Origin of the sequence: Plantibacter sp. 2H11-2 (assembly GCF_050031945.1) — a bacterium.
Lineage (GTDB): Bacteria > Actinomycetota > Actinomycetes > Actinomycetales > Microbacteriaceae > Plantibacter > Plantibacter auratus.
This window is the reverse complement of sequence record NZ_JBNBBL010000004.1, coordinates 235501-253614: the sequence shown is the minus strand read 5'-3', so window position 1 is coordinate 253614 and position 18114 is coordinate 235501. Positions and strand designations below refer to the sequence as shown.

Annotated in this window: 16 protein-coding genes; 9 read left to right on the top strand and 7 right to left on the bottom strand. The window is 70.3% G+C overall.

What is annotated here, in order from left to right; genetic code table 11:
- Nucleotides 1-68 precede the first annotated feature (68 nt).
- Nucleotides 69-1568, top strand: coding sequence for a PucR family transcriptional regulator (locus ACQG07_RS10650; protein ID WP_426738271.1), 1500 nt, complete (start codon nucleotides 69-71; stop codon nucleotides 1566-1568).
- Between the two features lie 51 nt (nucleotides 1569-1619).
- Here ACQG07_RS10650 and ACQG07_RS10645 read toward each other — a convergent pair whose 3' ends face one another.
- A complete protein-coding gene (locus ACQG07_RS10645) occupies nucleotides 1620-2468 on the bottom strand; it encodes an alpha/beta fold hydrolase (protein ID WP_426738270.1) in 849 nt (282 codons plus the stop codon).
- 157 nt (nucleotides 2469-2625) lie between these two features.
- Here ACQG07_RS10645 and ACQG07_RS10640 point away from each other — a divergent pair, with 157 nt between their 5' ends.
- Nucleotides 2626-3273: a pyridoxal 5'-phosphate synthase gene (locus ACQG07_RS10640; protein WP_426738269.1), complete on the top strand. Its 648-nt coding sequence runs from the start codon at nucleotides 2626-2628 to the stop codon at nucleotides 3271-3273.
- A 103-nt stretch (nucleotides 3274-3376) separates the two neighbouring features.
- Here ACQG07_RS10640 and ACQG07_RS10635 read toward each other — a convergent pair whose 3' ends face one another.
- Together ACQG07_RS10635 and ACQG07_RS10630 are read right to left on the bottom strand one after the other, a co-directional pair.
- Entirely contained in the window at nucleotides 3377-6271 is a 2895-nt protein-coding gene (locus tag ACQG07_RS10635; protein WP_426738268.1) for an MMPL family transporter, read from the bottom strand.
- Nucleotides 6272-6333: 62 nt separating this feature from the next.
- Entirely contained in the window at nucleotides 6334-6981 is a 648-nt protein-coding gene (locus tag ACQG07_RS10630; RefSeq protein WP_064296018.1) for a TetR/AcrR family transcriptional regulator, read from the bottom strand.
- 227 nt (nucleotides 6982-7208) lie between these two features.
- Between ACQG07_RS10630 and ACQG07_RS10625 the strand changes: the two genes are divergently transcribed.
- Nucleotides 7209-8435: an MFS transporter gene (locus ACQG07_RS10625; protein WP_426738267.1), complete on the top strand. Its 1227-nt coding sequence runs from the start codon at nucleotides 7209-7211 to the stop codon at nucleotides 8433-8435.
- Between the two features lie 25 nt (nucleotides 8436-8460).
- Here ACQG07_RS10625 and ACQG07_RS10620 read toward each other — a convergent pair whose 3' ends face one another.
- The 3 genes from ACQG07_RS10620 to ACQG07_RS10610 form a co-directional block, all read right to left on the bottom strand.
- On the bottom strand, nucleotides 8461-9327 hold the full coding sequence (locus tag ACQG07_RS10620; RefSeq protein ID WP_426738266.1) for an AraC family transcriptional regulator: 867 nt from the start codon (nucleotides 9325-9327) through the stop codon (nucleotides 8461-8463).
- Nucleotides 9328-9446: 119 nt separating this feature from the next.
- A complete protein-coding gene (locus tag ACQG07_RS10615; RefSeq protein WP_426738265.1) occupies nucleotides 9447-10613 on the bottom strand; it encodes a hypothetical protein in 1167 nt (388 codons plus the stop codon).
- Between the two features lie 50 nt (nucleotides 10614-10663).
- Nucleotides 10664-12334: a 2-isopropylmalate synthase gene (locus ACQG07_RS10610; protein ID WP_426738331.1), complete on the bottom strand. Its 1671-nt coding sequence runs from the start codon at nucleotides 12332-12334 to the stop codon at nucleotides 10664-10666.
- A gap of 138 nt (nucleotides 12335-12472) precedes the next feature.
- Between ACQG07_RS10610 and ACQG07_RS10605 the strand changes: the two genes are divergently transcribed.
- The gene (locus tag ACQG07_RS10605) at nucleotides 12473-13150 is read left to right on the top strand and encodes a FadR/GntR family transcriptional regulator (RefSeq protein WP_426738264.1); all 678 of its coding nucleotides are present in this window, start codon (nucleotides 12473-12475) and stop codon (nucleotides 13148-13150) included.
- A 180-nt stretch (nucleotides 13151-13330) separates the two neighbouring features.
- Nucleotides 13331-14155, top strand: a complete 825-nt coding sequence (gene ppk2, locus ACQG07_RS10600) for a polyphosphate kinase 2 (RefSeq protein ID WP_426738263.1) — start codon at nucleotides 13331-13333, stop codon at nucleotides 14153-14155.
- A gap of 53 nt (nucleotides 14156-14208) precedes the next feature.
- On the opposite strand, the gene ACQG07_RS10595 is transcribed toward ppk2, so the two are convergent.
- Entirely contained in the window at nucleotides 14209-14745 is a 537-nt protein-coding gene (locus ACQG07_RS10595) for a CGNR zinc finger domain-containing protein (RefSeq protein WP_426738262.1), read from the bottom strand.
- A gap of 14 nt (nucleotides 14746-14759) precedes the next feature.
- Here ACQG07_RS10595 and ACQG07_RS10590 point away from each other — a divergent pair, with 14 nt between their 5' ends.
- The 4 genes from ACQG07_RS10590 (at nucleotide 14760) to kdpA (ending at nucleotide 18113) form a co-directional block, all read left to right on the top strand.
- Entirely contained in the window at nucleotides 14760-15206 is a 447-nt protein-coding gene (locus tag ACQG07_RS10590) for a carboxymuconolactone decarboxylase family protein (RefSeq protein WP_426738261.1), read from the top strand.
- Nucleotides 15203-16141 (top strand): hypothetical protein, encoded by a 939-nt coding sequence (locus ACQG07_RS10585; protein ID WP_426738260.1) that lies wholly within the window; start codon nucleotides 15203-15205, stop codon nucleotides 16139-16141. Before ACQG07_RS10590 ends, ACQG07_RS10585 begins: the two co-directional genes overlap by 4 nt.
- 209 nt (nucleotides 16142-16350) lie before the next feature.
- Complete coding sequence (gene kdpF, locus ACQG07_RS10580) at nucleotides 16351-16440, top strand: K(+)-transporting ATPase subunit F (RefSeq protein ID WP_056009336.1); 90 nt, start codon at nucleotides 16351-16353, stop codon at nucleotides 16438-16440.
- Nucleotides 16440-18113 carry a potassium-transporting ATPase subunit KdpA gene (gene kdpA, locus ACQG07_RS10575; protein ID WP_192004347.1) on the top strand — a complete coding sequence of 558 codons (1674 nt, stop codon included), beginning with the start codon at nucleotides 16440-16442 and terminating at the stop codon, nucleotides 18111-18113. The genes kdpF and kdpA overlap by 1 nt, the downstream gene beginning before the upstream one ends.
- Nucleotide 18114: the final 1 nt, after the last annotated feature.

The window sequence follows — 18114 nt, the reverse complement described above, 5'->3', positions numbered from 1 at the left end:
GAGCGTAGGCAGGGTCGGGAAGCACGACAATGTTCCCACAGCCCACACAATCGGGGCAGAATGTGCTCATGGCCCAAGTCTCCGTTGCGGACGTCATCCTCCAAGCCGAGCATCTCGGCGCCCGCTGCGTCGCCGGCGCCCCTGCAGGCGTCCCGGTCACCGGCGTCGAGATCCTCGCGCTCGACGAGCTGAACGACGCGACCGAGCACTCCATCGCCATCGTGACGACCCCCGACGGCGCCGTCCCGAGGCCGTACCAGGTCGACATCGCCATCCGCCGGGCCATCGCCGCGGGCTGTGCCGGCCTCGTGTTCGTCGGTGCGTTCCCCGTCGCCGAGACCTCGCGGGCCCTCGCGGACCGCGGTGGCCTGCCGGTCATCATGAGCGAGGGCATCGCCTCCGACCTCGCCGTGCTCATGGACCGCACGATCCGCGGTGGAGCGGAAGAGGCGATGTCACGCGCCGAGTTCGCGATCCAACGGGTGATCAGCGCGTCCGCGGCTGAAGCAGAGCAGGCGTCTGGTGTCGGCGTGCGGGAGGCGATCCTCGAGGTCGCCAGCACGACCCTGGGGGTGCCGGTCACCCTCGTCGAGGACGCGAGCGCGAGCTGGCTCGAACCCGACGCGGTGTGCATCGGTGAGATCCCGATCGGCCGGGTCCACGCCGAGCGCGACGACCCGGCCGCGGCGATCGCCCTCCCGGTCATCGCCTCCGTCCTCTCGCGCGCCCTGCAACGGGAACTGCACGGACGCTTCGGTTCGGTGCGCTCGCGGGCGGAGCTCATCATCGAGCTGATCTTCGCCGAGTCGTCCCGTATCGACGGCTTCGCGATGGACGCGGTCCGCGCCGGCCTGCCGCTGCAGCTGTCGCACGCGGTGGCGTGGCTGACCCCGAAGCACGCGAGCGACCCGGACCGCCGCGCACCCACGGTCCTCGCGCCCTCCGTCGAGCTCTTCGCGCTGCAACTCGTCGACCAGCGCGAGGAGCAGTGGCACCTCGCGATGCGGCGCGACGAGATCGTCGTCATCTCCTCGGAGGAGCTCGGCGCACCCGACCACCAGCGGCGCCTGCGCGACGTGATGGAGCGGATCGTCGCGCACGCCTCGACGATCGCGGGGCCGGAATGGACGTTCACCGTCGGGCTCGGGACGCCGCAGAGCGGGGCGGCGGGGCTCCGGCAGTCGGCGACCGAGGCGCGGGTCGCGGCGGAGGCCGCCATTGCGGGTGGTCGCTTCGGCACCATGGAGGCGACGGACGTCACCGGGCTGCGGCGGGTGCTCCTCGACTTCTACGCCTCACCACTCAGTCGGACGCTCCTCGACGACATCCTCTCGCCACTCGACGCCCTCGGTCCGGAGCGGGCCACGATCTCGGTGCGGACGCTCCTCTCCTACCTCAGCCATCGGAACTCACTGGCGCGTGCCGGGGCCGAGCTGAACCTGCATCCGAACGCGGTGAACTACCGGATCCGGCGCATCGAGCAGTCGCTCGAACTCGACCTCGCCGACCCGGACGTCCGCTTCGCCGCGGAGCTCGCCTGCCGGGTGCGGCTCATCGGCATGCCGTGAGGTGAGGCGATTCGTCGTTCCCGGGCGTCCAGTGCGACGAATCGCCTCACCTCAGCCCAGCGACGCCGCGTGCCTCGCCGTCCGCACGACGCCCGCGACGAGCGTCGGCCACAGCTGAGGCGGGATGAGGTGCCCCATGTCGGGCAGCACGTGCAGCTCGGCCGCCGGCATCGCCTCGGCGATGTCCACCGCCGAGCGCCAGTGCAGCACGTCGTCCTCGCGTCCGTGCAGCACGAGCGTCGGCACCGTCACCTCGCGCAGCCGGTCGAGCCGTTCCGGTGCGCGGAGCAACGCGGCCCACTGGCGACTGAACCCTTCCGGCGCGTACCCGCGGTCGTAGGCCTCCCCCGTCGCCCACACCTCCCACGCGGTGTCGGGCTGGTAGCGCGCGCCGGGCACGGGTGCGGCGAGCTCCGCCATCGCGGCGACGGACTCCTCCCGGGTGTACCGCACAGGCGCGACGAGCAGCTCGCGCCGGTCGCCGTGCAGGATGTAGCGCGGGTCCTGGCCAGGGATCGTGGACAGCAGACCGAGGCTCAGCACGCGCTCCGGATGGTCGAGCGCGACCATCTGCGCCATCATGCCGCCCATCGAGTGCCCGACGAGGTGCGCCTGCTCGACCCCGAGGTGGTCGAGCACCCGCAGGACGTCGTCACCCATGTCGGCGAGCGAGTACCCGCCGTCGAGGTCGGTCTCACCACCGAACCGCTGCGAGAAGCCGACGTCGCGGTTGTCGAACCGCACGACGCGGAAACCCTCGTCCACGAGCATCTTCCGGAACGGGTCGCGCCAGGTGAGCAGCTGCGCGCCGCCGCCCGCGATGAGGACGATCACCGGATCGGCGAGGTCGCCCTCCACCTCGTAGTAGATCGAGACGTCGTCGGTGTCGGTGTACGGCATGCGGTGCTCACTCTCCTCGAACGTGCTCCCTGGCGGGCGTTCCGAGGCTAGCCCGCGGCCTGGCCGGGCACCATGTGCCCGGACACCACGGTTCCGGTGGAGACTGTGCCGACGCCCCAGCCGTCGGGACTGAGGGCAACGCGGGTAGGCTCGCGACATGAGCGCCGAACCCCTCTCCGGAGACGACACCCTGCAGCTGCCCGAGTTCGAGACCCCGCCCGCCGAGCCCATGCTGCTCGCTCAGCAGTGGCTCGCCGCAGCGATCGAGCGGGACGTCAGCGAACCCCGATCGATGACCCTCGCGACCGCCACCTCGGTCGGTGTCGTCAGCGCGCGCACCGTCGACGTGAAGACCCTCGACGATCGCGGCCTGATCTTCGGCTCCTCGACCGAGAGCCGCAAGGGCGGGCAGCTCGCCGAGAACCCGAGCGCCGCCCTCCAGGTGTATTGGCGCGAGACGATGCAGCAGCTCCGCTTCGAGGGCCGCGTCGAGCAGCTGAGCGACGAGGAGTCCGACGCACTGTTCGCCGACCGCTCGCCCAAATCACGAGCGGCGACGGCGGTCGCCCACCAGTCGACGCCGTTCCGCGACGGCCCCGAGGAGACGCTCGACGCCCTCATCGCGCAGGCGAACGAGCTGCTCGAGCGCGAGGGCGACGACGTCCCCCGGCCGGCCACGTGGGTCGGGTTCCGGCTCGTCCCCGACATGGTCGAGTTCTGGCACGCCAGCCGCGACCGCATGCACCGGCGCCTCCGCTATCTCGCAGCCGACGGCGGCTGGATCGTGGACCGCCTGCAGCCGTAGCGGAGGGGCGACCACCGGCCGCCTCCCCACCCTTCGACAAGCTCAGGGACCGAGAACCCGCCCAGCCCCCACCCTTCGACGGGCTCAGGGACCGAGCGCCGCGCTACCTCGGCGCGCGGACGACCACGACGCCACCGACGGGCGGCTCGACGACCGCGGTGCCGTTGTCGGCGTCGACCGCGATGACGTAGGCACCGACGGCCACGCGCTGCACACCGGCGGTCGCCGGGTGCACGATGACGTCGAGCCCGGGCTCCACCTGGGAGACCTGCTGGTCGGCCGGGTCGGGGTGGGTCGTGAGCACGTGCGCCGGGTGCGTCCGCTCGGCCGCGGCCGCCGCCTCCCGACGGGTCAGCTCACTCGACGGTGCGGCCACGTGTGCCGCCGTCCCCGCGGTCACGCCGGCACCGAGGGCCGCCGTCTCCGCGCCGTCGACCGCGTTCCGCGGCTCGCCGCTCGACGGGGCGGTCGCGACCGAACCCGTGTCACCGGCCTCGACGTGATGCGCCGGGTGGCTGCGCTCGAGCGCGGCACCCTCGACGTCGACGTTCGGCAGGATGCGGTCGAGCCACTTCGGGATCCACCAGGCGCTCTTCCCGAGCAGGTGCATGACCGCCGGGATGAGGAGCATGCGGACGACGAACGCGTCGACGAGCACGCCGAACGCCAGACCGAAGCCGATGGACCGGATCATCGCCGAGTGGGAGAAGATGAACCCGCCGAAGACGGAGATCATGATGATCGCCGCCGCCACGACGACCGTCCGGCCGGCGTGCAGCCCGCGCTGGACCGCCAGGCGCGCCGGGGCACCGTGGGCGAACGCCTCACGCATGCCGGACACGAGGAACAGCTGGTAGTCCATCGCGAGCCCGAAGAGGATGCCGATGAGGATCGTCGGCAGGAAGCTCAGGATGGGCCCCGGGTCGTGCACGCCGAACACCGGTCCGAGCCAACCCCACTGGAAGATCGCCGTGATGCCGCCGAAGGTCGCCGCGAGCGACAGCATGAAGCCGAGCGTCGCCGTGAGCGGCACGAGGATCGAGCGGAACACGAGGATCATGATGATCAGCGACAGGCCGACCACGAGCGCCAGGTAGAGCGGGAGGGCGTCGGACAGCTGCTTCGAGACGTCGATGTTGCCGCTCGCGCTGCCGGCCACCCCGAGCTCGACGTCACCCGACAGCGGTGAGAGGTCGCGGAGGTCGCGGACGAGCTGCTCCGTGGAGACCGCGTTCGGGCCCTCCTTCGGGATCACCTGGAAGGCGAGGACGGAGTTGTCGTCCGATGCGCCCACCGGCGCGACGGCCTTCACGTCGTCCTGGTCGGCGATCTCCTGGCCGATCCGCACCTGCTCCTCGAGGACCTCCTCGTCGGTGGCGGCGTCGGGCAGCGTCGCGACGACGAGCAGCGGACCGTTGACGCCGGCACCGAACTTGTCCTCGATGAGCGTGTAGGACTGGTACTGCGTCGAGTCGACGGCCTCCGAGCTGCCGTCCGGCAGGCCGAGACGCATGTCGAGCGCGGGGATCGCGACGACGCCGAGCACGACGAGTCCGGCGACGAGCGTGCCGACGGCCCGCAGCGTGCCCATGGGCTTGGTCGGGACGGCCTCCGGGCGCGGCGTTCCGATGGTGCCGCGTGCCTTCCGGCTGAGGATGCGGAGGCCGAGCAGCGACAGCAGGGCGGGCGTCAAGGTGACCGCGAGCAGGATCGCGACGGCGACGCAGATCGCGCCGACGGTGCCCATCAGGCCGAGGAACGGGATCCCCGTGACGTTGAGCGCCAGCAGCGCGACGAGGACGGTCGATCCGGCGAAGACGACGGCGTTGCCCGAGGTGCCGTTCGCGAGGCCGATGGACTCGTGCAGCTCCACGCCCGCGAGCAGCTGCTTGCGGTGCCGGTTCAGGATGAACAGCGAGTAGTCGATGCCGACCGCGAGCCCGAGCATGACGCCGAGCACCGGCGTGATCGAGAGCATGTCGACGACACCCGAGAGCGACAGCGACGCGGTGACGCCCACGCCAACGCCGACGATCGCGGAGACGAGCGGGAGCGATGCGGCGATGACCGTGCCGAGCATGACGAGCAACGTGATCGCCGCGATGATGAGGCCGATCGCCTCACCCACGCCGAACAGCTGCGGCAGGCTCTGCGCGAGCTCGTTCGAGAACTCGACCTCGACGCCCGACGGGACGTCCTCCTTCACCTGGTCGATGACCGACTGCTTGGTCTCCGGCGTGACCTCCTGCTGACGCTTGTCGAAGACGACGTTGGCGACCGCGGTGGTGTCGTCGGTCGAGACGGTGCGGATGCCCGAGGAGAGGTCCAGGAGCTGGGAGGAGAGTTCGAGCTTCGTGCTCTGCTCGTCGAGCTTCGCGAGGTTCTCGGTGATGGTGGCCTGCTGGGCGTCGAGCGCCGTCTGCTGCTGCGTGATCGCGGTCTGCTGCGCGTCGAACTGGGCCTGTGCGGCGGCCGGGAGCGTGCCGCCGGCGGCCTGCTGCGCCTGGGCGAGCGCGGCGCTCAGCTGGGTCTGTGCGTCGGTCAGCTGCTGCTGTCCGGCGTCGAGCTGCGTCTGGCCGTCGGTCAGCTGGGTGCGGCCGTCGTCGATCTGCGTCTTGCCGTCGGAGATCTGCTTCGCCTGGTCGGCGATGGTCTCCTGCGTCTCGAAGGGGTTGACCGTGGAGTCGACGCCCTTGAGGTCGGCCGTCTCGTCGAGCAGCTCGCCGATCGCGGTCTTCTGGCTGTCGGTGAAGGCGTCGCCGTCCTTGGTGTGGAACACCATGGCCCCGGTGCCGCCGGATGCGCTCGGGAACGACTCCTCGAGCTGGTCGGTGACCTTCGCGGTCGGCGTGCCCGGGATGGTGACGGCGCTCGAGAGGGTGCCGCCGAAGGCGAGGAACGCACCCACCGAGATGCCGAGGATCACGATCCATGAGATGAGGACGGCCCACGCGCGACGCGCGGAGAAGCGTCCGAGGCGATACAGCAGTTCAGCCAAGGGAGTCTCGATTCTTCGGGAGGTGGTGCTGGTGACGTGTGCGGGGACGGAGCGGAAGCGGATCAGTGCGTGGACGCGTAGCCGGTGCGGACGCTCGCGATGAGCCGTTCCAGCAGGTCGGTCCAGAGGGCACGGGCTTCATCGTCCGTGGTGGCGCCGGTACTCGCGATCCAGTGATGGGCGAGCACTTCGACACCGTGCATGAGGGAGGACACCAGGAAGCCGGCCTCGAGTTCGTCGACGTCGGTGTTGCGCTCGGCCAGTTCGTGGGCGAGCTCCTGGGTGGTGCGGGAGAAGGTGGCCTGGAACAGCTGTTGCGGGCGCGAGTCGTCGGGTGCGAAGCCGCCGAGCGCGTTCCAGAGGAAGGCGATGACGCGGGGGATGTCGGTCGTGCGGAGTGCCGCAGCGACGTCCTCGAACATCGAGACGCGCGACCCGGGGCCTGCCGGTCGGGCGTTGACGGCGGACCGGAAGCTCTCGATCACGACGGCCAGCTCCTCGGTGCAGGAGGTGGTGACGAGGTCGTCGATCGAGGAGAAGTGGTTGAACACCGTGCGACGGGAGACATCGGCGCGTTCGGCGATGACGTCGACGTTGAAGCCGGCGATGCCCTGCTCCGCGATCATGACGCGGGCGGCGTCGAGGATCGCCCGATGGTGGCGCGCGCGGAGGGCGGCGCGTCGATCCTCGGCGGGGGCGGTGGTGGACACGTGGGTACACTACGTGCACCGATGCACTCAGTGCAACTTGTTGACCCAGTGTTCACCGATCTGTCAGGAAGGTCCGCTGACTCGCCCGAAGCTGCACGGGTTTCCGCGATTTCCGTGCAGGATCGGGCGGCTCAGGTACGCCGGGACGAGTGCCGGGATGGACGGATGGTCGGGTCGGGTGGACTGGGCGTCGGGTGGAGGGGTCACGGCTCCGGCAAGCTGAGAGCATGACGACAGACGAGAAGCTCGACGCACCACGAACGGGCTCGGTCCCCACGACGAACGCAGCCGCGTCCGACGCCCCGCGCACGCGGACCGCCTGGGCGGCCGTCGCCGTCATGATGGCGACGAGCTTCGTGCTCGTGCTCGCCGAGTTCCTGCCGCCGAGCCTGCTGCCGTCGATGGCCGCGTCGCTCGGGATCACCGAGGGCCAGGCCGGCCAGGCCGTCACGGCGACCGCCTTCATCGGCTTCCTCACCGCACCGACGATCGGTATCCTCGTCCCGCGACTCGACCGTCGCCTCCTGCTCGTCCTGCTCGCAGCGGCCGCCGCGGTGTCGAGCGCCCTCGTCGCGATCTCCGCCGACTTCGTGATGCTGCTCATCGCCCGACTCCTGCTCGGTGCGGCCCTCGGCGCGTTCTGGGCGATGTCGATCGCGATCGCCGCCCGGTTGTCCGCTCCGCACCACCTCGGTCGGGCGATCATGCTCGTGAACACCGGCACCACCGTCGCGACGGTCGCCGGTGTCCCGGTCGGCACGTACCTCGGTTCGGTCATGGACTGGCGCCTCATCTTCGCCGGTGTCGCGGTCATCACCGCGGTGGTGGCCGTCGCACTGCGGCTCGTACTCCCGCCCGTCGCGCCGGCACCGTCGAGCGGCGGTCTGCGGTCGCTCGTCGACACGCTCCGCGTCCCCGGCATCCGCGTCGGCCTCACGGGGCACATCCTGACCGTCCTCGGCCACTTCATCGCCTTCACCTACATCCGACTCGCGATCGAGCGGGTGCCCGACCTCGACGCGGCCGGTGTGGCCGTCCTCCTCGCGGCATTCGGCCTCGGCGGCGTGGTCGGCAACTTCGTCATCGGGCTCCTCGTCGACCGCCACCTCGCAGCCCTGCGCTACGTCGTCCCGGCCTTCATCGGCATCTCGATCGCCCTCGTGACCCTGTTCCCGGGGCAGCCCTGGATCGTGACCATCGCGATCACCACCTGGGGCATGGGCTTCGGCGCCTGGCTCACGACCCTGAGCACCTGGATGGGTCGCCTCGTCCCGGACCGCATGGAGTCCGGTGGCGGACTCGTCGTCGCAGGGTTCCAGCTCGCCATCACCGTCGGTGCCGGAGCGGGTGGACTGCTCGTCGACGCGGTCGGCATCGTCCCGGCGCTCACGGTCGCGGCGATCTCCGCGATCGTCGGTGGCATCGTCTTCGGGTCGGCGCGCACCGCACGGTGATGCCGAAGGCTGCCCGGCCGACCGCCTACGCGGCGAGCGCCGCCTCAGCGCGCCAACGGGCCGGCGTCAGGCCCGTGTACCGCTGGAAGGCGCGCGCGAAGCCGTCTTCCGACACGTAGCCGAGCGCGCCGGCGAGCTCGGCCACGGACGCGTCGCCCGTGAGGATGAGCCCCTTGGCCGTCTCCATGCGAACGGTCGTGAGGTAGGCGCGCGGGGTGTGCCCGACGACCTCGCGGAACCGCTCGGCGAACGCCGACCGCGACATCATGGCGATGCGGGCGAGCGTCTCGAAGGTCCACGGGCGCCCCGGTTCGGCGTGCAGGGCGTCGAGGACCGCGCCGATGTGCGGGTCGCCGATGCGTTGCAGCCAGCGATCCGGCGCGCAGCCGGCCTCGTTCCACGTGCGGAGCGCTGCCGACACGATGGTGGTCGCGATGCGGCTGCAGATGACGGCGTCGCCCGGCCGCGGACGACCAGTCGCCTGCGTGCAGCCCATGCCCTCGATGAGCGCCACCATCGAGGGCTCCTGACCGGCGAAGTCGGCGACGTACAGGTGCTCGGGCAGCGTCTCCGCCACTTGTTGGCGCTGACCCGGCGGGGTGAAGGCGACGTCGAGGAGCTCGGCGTCCTCGAGCGCGACCAACGTCGTGGCGTGGGCGCGGGGGAAGAAGACGAGGTCGCCGGCGTCGAGGTCGCGGGTGCCGTCGGCGGCGGTGAGGCGGACACGTCCGCTGGAGAGGTAGACGAAGCCGGACGCCGTGTGCGGTCGCCGCAGCGGTGTGCCCGCGACGAGGCGGTCGCGGTCGGTGCCGTGGATCGTCCACTCGAGGCTCGCGAGCGCGCGATCGAAGGTGTCGATCGTCGACGCTGGAGGGGTCGCGGTGAGGGTCACACCGTCGTGAACGCGATCGCGTCGCCGGATGTTCCGCCGCCCTCCGCACTGACTCGCCCGGATCTGCCCGTTTTCGGCCGAAATCGGAGCAGATCCGGGCGACTCAGGGGGCGCGGAGGCTAGCGCCCGTCGACCACGGACATGAACCCCGCGAAGGCGAAGGCGGCGGGGATGAAGTAGAGCAGCGTGCGGGTGACGAGCCAACTGACCGCACCGATAGCCACCCAGATCGCATGGAAGCGCGCGCGCACCGTGAGGCGACGGCCCTCCTCGCCGACGACCGTCTCCTTCCGGGTCCAGACCTGCTCAGCCTCCATGGCGTCCCGCGCCGCCTCGAGGACGCTCTCGGCGTCCTGTCCCGCCACCCGTTCGTCGCGGTACCGCTCGGCCCTCGTGATGAGCCGCGGCACCAGGTCGGTGAGGATCGCATCGATGGCGGCCCAGGGGGCGGCGTAGGCGAAGTCGGCGGCCGGCCTGCTGAAGAAGACGACCCGGTCGTCGACCATCTCCACGTTGTAGTACGCCGCGGTGCTGACGAGCGACGACATCACGTCGGGGGTCAGCACGTATCGCGCGTCCGCTCCGTACCCGGACGGCGCGTAGACGCGGAACCACCGGTCGAAGTCGCCCTCGAGGGAGATTTGCAGACCCCGGTCGAGGCCCGGCGGCAGGTCGCTGCGGACGGTGTCGTTCGTCGTCGCGTCGAGCAGCAGATGCGGGAGGGGTGCCGGCAGCCGCACTACGAGGTAATGCCAGTCCCTCGACCGCTTCACGTCGTCGACCAGGTTGCCGAACTCGATGTTCCCGCGGACGAATCGTGGATACGACTGCACCTGTGGTCCCGGCACGGTGATGAAGGCGTTGTTGTACTTCCCCGTCGTGGTGATGAGCGAGGAGAACATCGCCCGACCCTTCGGTTGCTCCTCGAAGCCGTTGGCCACCGCCGTCAGGTGGGTCCGCCATCCGGCGAGACGCGCCTTCGGCGACGGCGGGCGTCGCGACCAGCGGTACAGGAACCAGGCACCGACGAGCAGCCCGACGAGGACGAGCGCGGCGACGACCAGGCCGATGACGTCATCAGGCTCGACGCGACGGTCGTGGTATTCGTCGACGCTGACCCCGACCGAGACGAGCGCGATCGCGAGGTACCAGAGGACGAGGCTGAAGTATAGGTGGAAGAGCACTCTCCGCCCGGTGGGCACCCGTTTGGGCCGGCCGGAGCGACGCTCATCCGCCATCGCCGCGGCGACCTCGTGTTCGGGCGCCGTCAGCCACCGCAGTTCCACTGATCCAGATCCCCTCGACGCCCTCGGCCTCCCAGCGTAGGGCAGGGCGACTACCGGCTCGCAGCGTTGACGACGGCGCGGACCGACGCCTCCAGCACGGAGCGATGGCGCCCGGCTGCCCACACCGTCTCCGCCCCGCGGCGGATCTCCAGGAGGGTCAGGGCCTCGGCGCCACTCCCGGCACTGAGCGAGGTCTGATGCAGGGAGACGATCTCGACGTGGACGCCGTGGTCGGCGAGGAGACGGGTCGCCGCCTCGACCGGACCGACGTCGACGAAGGTGGCCTCATGGCGGTCCCCGTCGATCCGGAGACTGATCGTCGTCCGCGAGGTCTCGCCGGTCGTCGCCACATCGACCTCGAGCAGCTCGACCCGAGACGGCGTCGCAGACAGGTAGCTGCGTTCGAACGCCGCGAGCAACGCCTCGGCGTCCAGTTCGCGACCCGTCTCGTCCGCCTGCTGCTGGACGCGACGCGAGAAGTCCACCTGGAGACGACGGGGCATCTCGATGCCGTAGTCGCGTTCGAGCAGGTAGGCGATGCCGCCCTTGCCGGACTGCGAGTTCACGCGGATGACCGCCTCGTAGCTCCGACCGAGGTCCGCGGGGTCGACCGGCAGGTAGGGCACACGCCACGGGAGGTCCTCCGGGCGGCTGCCGGTGGCGTCAGCCCGCGCTCGGTGTTCGGCGAAGCCCTTCTTGATCGCATCCTGGTGCGTCCCCGAGAACGCGGTGTGGACGAGCTCGCCGACGTAGGGGTGGCGCGGGTGGATCTCGATGCGGTTACTGTGCTCCACGACCCGACGGATGTGGTCGATGTCGGAGAAGTCGATCATCGGGTCGACCCCCTGCGCGTGCAGGTTGAGCGCCAGGGTCGCGAGGTCGACGTTGCCGGTCCGCTCGCCGTTGCCGAAGATGCATCCTTCGACGCGTTGGGCGCCAGCGAGGACCGCGAGCTCAGCGCACGCGATCCCCGTGCCGCGGTCGTTGTGCGGGTGGACCGACAGGATGACGGCGTCACGACGGTCGAGGTTCCGGTGCATGTACTCGATCTGGTCCGCGTAGACGTTCGGGCTCGCCGCTTCGACGGTGGCGGGCAGGTTGAGGGTCACCGGGCGGTCCGGAGAGGCGTCCCACAGGGTCGTCATGGCGTCGCAGAGTTCGAGGGCGTAGTCCGGCTCCGTCAGGTTGAAGACCTCCGGGGAGAACTCGAACCGCACCCCGTCGAGGTCGCCGGCGAACTCGAGGACGTCGGAGCCGCCGGCGAGGATGAGCGCGCGGAGTGAGTCGCGGTCGTGTCCGAGGACGACCTCCCGCCAGAGCGGCGCCGTCGCGGTGTACAGGTGGATGACGACCGGGTTCCGGATCCCACGGATCGACTCGACCGTGCGCTCGATCAGGTCGCGGCGGGCGGGCGTGAAGACGACGATCGTGACGTCCTCGGGAGCGATGTCGGTCTCGGCGATCAAGCGGACGAAGTCGTAGTCGGTCTGCGAGGCGGAGGGGTACCCGACCTCGATCTCCTTGTACCCCATGGTGACCATCAGCTCGAAGAACGCCCGTTTCCGCTCGGGGTCCATGGGCTCGGCGAGCGCCTGGTTGCCGTCGCGAAGGTCCACCGGCACCCAGAGCGGCGCCTCGGTCAGGCGCCGTGACGGCCAGGTGCGGTCGAGGAGCGGGACGTCCACCCGCGAGTACAGGTCCTGGTACCGGTGGGACGGCATCTGCGAGTGGCGCTGGCGATTCCAACTCGGCGCGGAGGACGGAACGGGGCCGGCGGGTGTGGAGAGTCGGGGGTCTGCGGGGATCACGCGGTAACGCTAACACAACTTGTCAGACAAGCTGAGGACTATGATCGAGCCATGGACACGGTGCACCGCGAATCGCTCTCCGACCAGGTCGCACGCTTGCTGCTGCAACGCATCCAGGCCGGCGAGTGGGAGATCGGCCAGAAGCTGCCCGGCGAGACGACCCTGGCACCGCAGCTCGGCGTGGGCCGGTCGACCATGCGCGAGGCGATCCGTCAGCTGGCCGGCCAAGGCGTGCTCTCGACCCGGCAGGGATCGGGGAACTTCCTCCGGTCGCGCACGCCGGTCCAGGATTGGGACGCGCTCGTCCTGCGGACCGCGATCGGCTCGGTCATCGAGGCGCGCATCGCCATCGAGTGTGAAGCGGCAGCCCTTGCCGCGCAACGCCACACGGCGTCCGATCTGGCCGCCATCCGGGCAGCGCTGGCCCATCGGAACGCCGATCGCGCGACCATCGAGGGGCGGGTCGACGCCGACACGGCGCTCCACCGGAGCATCGTCGCCGCGAGCGGGAACGAGATCCTCACCGAACTGTTCGACACCTTCGCCGAGCGCAGCCGCGAGGCGATGATCCAGATGCTCCGCCTCAGCGGCGAGCCGGGGACGGACCACGACCAGCTCGTCCACGAGCACATCGTGCAGGCGGTCGCCGATCGCGATGCCACCGCGGCGTTCGAGCGCAGCCGCACCCATCTCGTCGCCCTTCGCGACGGGTTGACCCGTTCGGACTGATCGCAGCGCGCGCGCGACTATACGCCTGTCGGCGCGCGCATGACAGGCCCCCACGGGAGTCGGCCGGCAGGCGCAGGCTGACCGCGAGTACCGCTCCGCCGGGGCGGGCACCGAGCACTGCACCATCGCGCCGAGCAGGCGTCGAACCAGTCCTCGCGGGGACGGGCGGGAACACGAGGCATGTCGAAGATTCCGAACCGGAACAAACCACCGGAACGCATCCGCAAGGACCGTTACGAGGCCGAGCTGGAACGACTGCAGATCGAGCTCGTCACGATGCAGCGCTGGGTGATCGAGACCGGCGCGCGGGTCGTCGTGGTCTTCGAGGGCCGAGACGCCGCAGGCAAGGGCGGCACGATCAAGCGCATCGTCCAATACCTGAACCCACGGTCCGCCCGGGTGGCGGCCCTGCCGACACCCGGTGAGCAGGAACGTGGTCAGTGGTACTTCCAGCGCTACGTCCAGCACCTGCCCACGGCGGGCGAGATCGTGCTGTTCGACCGCTCCTGGTACAACCGTGCCGGCGTCGAACGGGTGATGGACTACTGCACCCCTGAGCAGTACCGGCGATTCCTCCGCCAGACCCCCGTGTTCGAGCGGATGCTCGTCGAGGACGGCATCATCCTCGTCAAGTACTGGTTCTCGGTCTCCGACGACGTCCAGGAGCAGCGGTTCCGCTCGCGACTGGACGACCCCATGCGCCGCTGGAAGCTGTCCGACACGGACCTCCAGTCGATCACCCGCTGGGAGGACTACTCGCGGGCCAAGGACGAGATGTTCGAGGCCACCGACCACGCGGACGCGCCCTGGTGGACCATCGAGAGCGACGACAAGCGGGCGTCACGGTTGAACGCCATCGCCCATCTGCTCTCGCAGGTCCCCTATCAGCACCGCGACCCGAAGCCCATCGACATCCCCGACCGACCAGGCTCCGACACCTACGAGCGACCCGCGCGAGAACGGTACCGGTACGTGCCCGATCACGCCCACACGCTCGGGCACTGAGCATCGCGGGCACTGCACGTCGCGGAGGAGGGACGGCCCGCGTCAGTCGACGCTCAGGGCCCCCGGCGCGCGCGGTGGGCGCGTACCCGACCCCGACTGGCACAGGCCGGTGACGGACACCAGTGGCGCCTGCCGGAGGTGTCGAGGAACACCCAGCGGCAGTCGACCTCGGCACACTGACGCAACAGCTCCCGGTCCGGCCCCTGCAGCATGACCAGCGCCTGGACGGCGATCGCGGCGAGCGCCGCGGCGAGCGTGACGCCGGCCTGAGCGGGACCGCTCCACAGCGCTCCGGCCGACCCCGACGCGTGTCCACGCACCTGCGCGAGATCGTCCGGGGCCGGTTCGCGCCCGGCGACCGACGCCATCGCCAGCTCGCGGAGCGACTCCCGCAGCCTCACGAGGCGATCGAGGTCGTCGGCGCTCAGCTCGCCATCCACACCGAACCCGACCAGGCCGAGCCACCGATGCCCCGCCTCGGGCGTCCCGATCCGCTCCACCGGCCGCGTTCCGAAGCTCTGTCCCTGCGTGGCGAGCAGGTTCAGCCAGGTGGCTCCGCCGTCGAAGCGGAAGTCGGTCTCGGTGGTCACGGTTCAAGTGTAACGTGTCAACCGTTACAACCGAGACGAGCGAGGGAGCGACGATGCACGAGGTGTTCGATGTGGCGGCCGGCCGCGAACGACTGGCGGAGCTGCAGGACGAGACGACGACCGCCGCCTGGCGCGCGACGGTCGATGCGGCGGCGCCGGGCTTCGACGAATGGATCGTCGGCGCCGTGTTCGGTGGGACCTATCAACGCGACGGCCTGACGCCGCGCGACCGACAACTGCTCATCATCGGTGCGCTGACGGCGCTCGGCGGCGTCGACCCACAACTCAGCGGTCACCTCACGACGTCGCTCCGGATCGGGATGACCCGGACCGAGCTCGCCGAGGCGCTCGTCCACCTCGTGCCGTATGTCGGGCTGCCCCGGGTGATGGCGGCCCTGCGGCTCCTCCCCGAGGCGGCGACCGAGCCACCGGCGACCGACCGCGACGACGACGCCCGGTGACCCGGGTGCGGCTCGAGACCCGGGTGATCCGCACGGTGCTCGGCGACATCGACCCGGCCACGGCGGGCGTGGTCGACTCCCACGACCACCTCTTCCTCCGGACACCGTTCCTGGCCGGTGACGACCTGGTCGACGAGCCTGACGCCACGACCGCGGTCGCGCGCTTCGCAGCGGTGGGCGGCAGGACCGTCGTCCAGTGGACGCCTCGGGGTCTCGGACGCGGCCTCCCGGCACTTCGGCGGATCAGTGCGTCGAGGGGGGTCCACCTCGTGGCAGCGACCGGACGACATCTGCGACGCGTCTACCCCGACGGCGCTGGGGAACCCACGCGCTCGGCCGACGAGCTCGCAGCGGCGTTCATCGACGACGTCGACCGCCACCGGTGCGGACTGATCAAGATCGGTGTCGGCCCCGACCGCCTCGCCGAGGACGAGCGGGACGCGTTGCGGGCCGCCGCAGTGGCGCATCACGCCACCGGAGTGCCCATCGCGGTGCACCTCGAGCAGGGAGCCGCGGCCGACCTCGTCCTGGCCGCGCTGGACGCAGAGGAGGTGGACCCGAGGTCCATCGTCCTCGGGCATCTCGGCCGGAACCCTCACGTCGAGCAGATCCTCCAGGCCGCCCGCTCCGGCGCGTGGGTATGCATCGACGCACCGTCGCCGGGCCACCCGATGGACCCCGCTCGACTGGCGCGGGTCCTCGAGAACCTCATCGACGACGGGCACCTGCCCGCGCTGCTCCTCGGCGCCGACACGACCACGTCCGCCTCCCGCGTTCGGCCGGAGGAGTACGGTCCGGCGGCGCTCCTGACGACCGTCGCACCGCAGTTGGCGCAGGCCCTCGGCGCGGAAGCGGTGTCGACGATCACCCGCGACAACCCCGCCCGCGCGTGGGCGTTCGTGCCCCGCGCACCACGCACCGTAGGGAGGTCGTGAGGATCCACGCGGAAGGCGTATGGAAACCGTGAGGACCGCCGTCGGAGGTCGCTGACGGGTGTTGGCTCTGAGCTGTCCCGAACGGGACGCAGCACCACGCACCCGCACCACGCACCCACTGGAGTCCTCTTGCTCGACCTCGTCTACGTGCTCGGCGTCATCGCCGTGTTCGCTCTGGTCGGCCTCGTCGCCCGGGGAGTGGAGAGACTGTGATCGTCTTCGAACTCCTCGCCGCCGTCCTGGCCGTCGCCGCCGTCGTGTACCTCGTGTACGCGCTCGTGAAACCCGAGAGGTTCTGATGCAGACCCTCTTCGCGATCCTCCAGGTCTCGACCCTCGTCCTGGTCCTCGTGCTGCTCTACCGTCCGCTCGGTGAGTACCTCGCCCGGGTGTACACCTCGAGCAAGGACTTCGCCGTCGAGCGCGGCTTCTATCGCGTGATCGGTGTCGACGCCCGCTCCGAGCAGACCTGGCAGGCCTACCTCCGCGGGGTGCTCGCCTTCTCGCTCGTCGGCGTCCTCCTCGTCTACGCCCTCCAGCGTGCGCAGGCCGTCCTGCCCTTCGCACTCGGCCTCCCCGCCGTCCCCGAGGGCCTGTCGTTCAACACGGCCGTGTCCTTCGTCACGAACACCAACTGGCAGTCGTACTCGCCCGAGGTCACGATGGGGTACACCGTGCAGCTCACGGGCCTCGCGGTGCAGAACTTCGTCTCCGCCGCCGTCGGCATCGCCGTCGCGATCGCCCTCGTCCGCGGCTTCGCGAGTCGCCGCAGCGGCACCATCGGCAACTTCTGGGTCGACCTCACCCGCGGCACCCTCCGCGTGCTGCTGCCGCTCTCGGTGGTCATGGCGGTCGTGCTCATCGCGGGCGGGACCATCCAGAACCTCAACGGCTTCACCGACGTCACGACCATCACGGGCGCGACGCAGACCATCCCCGGCGGACCGGTCGCCTCGCAGGAGGCCATCAAGCTCCTCGGCACGAACGGCGGCGGGTTCTTCAACGCGAACTCCGCGCACCCCTTCGAGAACCCCACCGCCTGGACGAGCCTCGTGCAGAACATCCTCATGCTCGCGATCCCGTTCTCCCTGCCGCGCACCTTCGGCCGCATGGTCGGCGACCACAAGCAGGGCTACACGATCCTCGCGGTCATGGGCGTCATCTTCCTCGCCTCGTTCTCGATCCTCACGGCGCTCGAAACCCGCGGCCTCGGAGCGGCACCGATGGCGGCCGGCGGTGCGATGGAGGGCAAGGAGCAGCGTTTCGGCGTCTTCGCCTCGACGCTGTTCGGCTCGACCTCGACGCTGACCTCGACGGGTGCCGTCAACTCGATGCACGACTCTTACACGGCACTCGGCGGCATGATGCCGATGATCAACATGATGCTCGGCGAGATCGCCCCCGGCGGCGTCGGTTCAGGCCTGTACGGCATGCTCGTGCTCGCCGTCATCGCCGTGTTCATCGGTGGACTGCTCGTCGGCCGGACCCCGGAGTACCTCGGCAAGAAGATCGGCCCGCGGGAGATCAAGCTCGCGAGCCTGTACATCCTCGTGACGCCGACCCTCGTGCTCGCCGGCACCGCTCTCAGCTTCGCCATCCCCGGCGTCCGCTCGGATGTGGAGACGACGTCGATCTGGAACCCGGGCCTCCACGGCCTCTCCGAGGTCCTCTACGCCTTCACCTCTGCGTCGAACAACAACGGTTCCGCGTTCGCCGGCCTCACGGCGAACACCCCGTGGTTCAACACGGCACTCGGCGTCGCGATGCTCCTCGGTCGCTTCGTCCCGATCGTGCTCGTCCTCGCGCTCGCCGGTTCGCTGGCCGCACAGGACCGGGTGCCGTCGACCGCCGGAACGCTCCCGACCAACCGGCCGCAGTTCGTCGGCCTCCTCACCGGTGTCGCCGTGATCATCACCGCACTCACCTACTTCCCCGTACTCGCGCTGGGTCCCCTGGCGGAAGGGCTGTCATAAA

Excerpts from the sequence above, each read along its gene's own strand:
- kdpA (WP_192004347.1), top strand. The coding sequence starts at position 16,440 with ATGCAGACCCTCTTCGCGATCCTCCAGGTCTCGACCCTCGTCCTGGTC.
- ACQG07_RS10605 (WP_426738264.1), top strand. The coding sequence starts at position 12,473 with ATGGACACGGTGCACCGCGAATCGCTCTCCGACCAGGTCGCACGCTTG.
- ACQG07_RS10625 (WP_426738267.1), top strand. The coding sequence starts at position 7,209 with ATGACGACAGACGAGAAGCTCGACGCACCACGAACGGGCTCGGTCCCC.
- ACQG07_RS10610 (WP_426738331.1), bottom strand. The coding sequence starts at position 12,334 with ATGCCGTCCCACCGGTACCAGGACCTGTACTCGCGGGTGGACGTCCCG.
- ppk2 (WP_426738263.1), top strand. The coding sequence starts at position 13,331 with ATGTCGAAGATTCCGAACCGGAACAAACCACCGGAACGCATCCGCAAG.
- ACQG07_RS10650 (WP_426738271.1), top strand. The coding sequence starts at position 69 with ATGGCCCAAGTCTCCGTTGCGGACGTCATCCTCCAAGCCGAGCATCTC.
- ACQG07_RS10640 (WP_426738269.1), top strand. The coding sequence starts at position 2,626 with ATGAGCGCCGAACCCCTCTCCGGAGACGACACCCTGCAGCTGCCCGAG.
- ACQG07_RS10645 (WP_426738270.1), bottom strand. The coding sequence starts at position 2,468 with ATGCCGTACACCGACACCGACGACGTCTCGATCTACTACGAGGTGGAG.